The sequence below is a fragment of the Terrabacter sp. P5_B1 genome, assembly GCF_056400505.1.
In genome coordinates, this window is the sequence record NZ_JBFULD010000566.1 from 1 (window position 1) to 1,220 (window position 1,220).

Sequence of the window (1,220 nt, forward strand, 5' to 3'; positions counted from 1 at the left end):
GACCTGGATGTCGCGCTGGAGGGCGGTGCCGGCCGCCGCGTCGGACGGCAGGTTGCCGCCGACGTCGACGCCGGTCGTGGCGCGGGCCGGGATCATCGCGGTCTGCGACAGGACCAGGTCGGTGGTGGGGGCGCCGGTGTTGAGGCGGCCCGTGGGGTCGGCCATCCAGCCCTGGAGGATGCCGCCGTCGGGACCGACGAGGTGGCCGGCGGCGTCGAGGCCGAACGAGCCCGCACGCGTGAAGTACTGCTGGCCACCGCGGTTGGTCACGAAGAACCCGTCGCCCGAGATCATCATGTCGGTGGCCTTGCCCGTCGTCTGGGCCGAGCCCTGGGTGAACGATGTCGTCACCGCGGCGACACGGACGCCGAGGCCGATCTGCGCCGGGTTGGTGCCACCGGTCGCGGCCTGCGGCCCGGCTGCTCCCTGGGTCATCTGCGACAGGGTGTCCTGGAACTCGGTCGAGGAGCCCTTGAAGCCGGTGGTGTTGACGTTGGCGATGTTGTTGCCGGTGACGTCGAGCATGGTCTGGTGGGCGCGCAGGCCCGAGATGCCGGAGTAGAGCGAGCGGAGCATGGGACGGCCTTTCTGAGTGGGTGGTCTGGTGGCGGGGACCGGCGTCAGCTGCCGGTGACCCCGGTGATCGAGTCGAGGGGCACGGACGCGGAGCCGACGGTGACCGAGGGACCGGTGGCGGCGAAGGAGACCCCGGTCGCCGTTCCGGTCGAGGAGGTGCCGGCGGCGTCGACCCACGTCACGGTCCGCCCGAGAAGGGCGGCTGCGGCGGCACGCTGCTGGGCGTGCAGCCCCTGGGTGCTGTCGGAGGCCATCTGGCTCAGCTTCTCCATGACGGCCAGCTGGGTGGTCTGGCCGATCATGGCGTTGGTGTCCATCGGGGAGCTCGGGTCCTGGTTCTTCAGCTGGGTCACGAGCAGGTCCATGAACACCGTCGAGTCCATCGCCTGCTTGGGGACCCTGGTGGGAGCAGTCGAGGTGATGCTGGTCGAGCTGACGGGTCCGATCGGGGTGGTCGTCATGAATCTCCTTCTGGGTCAGGCGAGGACGTCCAGGACGCCCAGGGACGAGGACGGGTGCCGCGGGGAGGGCGTGGAGCTCTGGAGACGTGAGTCCGCGGCCACGCGCGACAGCGGGACGGCGCCCCGGCTGCCCCCGCGCTGTCCAGCGCTGTCGCCGAGCGTCCCGTGGTCGCCGCCCTGGGA

General features: G+C 71.3%; 2 protein-coding genes. Both read right to left on the bottom strand.

What is annotated here, in order from left to right:
• Positions 1-576: flagellar hook-basal body complex protein (locus AC1DP0_RS22025; RefSeq protein ID WP_478088744.1), on the bottom strand; the 576-nt coding region annotated here is incomplete at its 3' end.
• Positions 577-620: 44 nt separating this feature from the next.
• Positions 621-1,037 carry a flagellar hook assembly protein FlgD gene (locus AC1DP0_RS22030; RefSeq protein WP_478088746.1) on the bottom strand — a complete coding sequence of 139 codons (417 nt, stop codon included), beginning with the start codon at positions 1,035-1,037 and terminating at the stop codon, positions 621-623.
• Between the last annotated feature and the right edge of the window lie 183 nt (positions 1,038-1,220).

Bases quoted from the DNA above. Each gene is read 5' to 3' on its own strand.
- AC1DP0_RS22030 (WP_478088746.1), bottom strand. From the start codon at position 1,037: ATGACGACCACCCCGATCGGACCCGTCAGCTCGACCAGCATCACCTCG.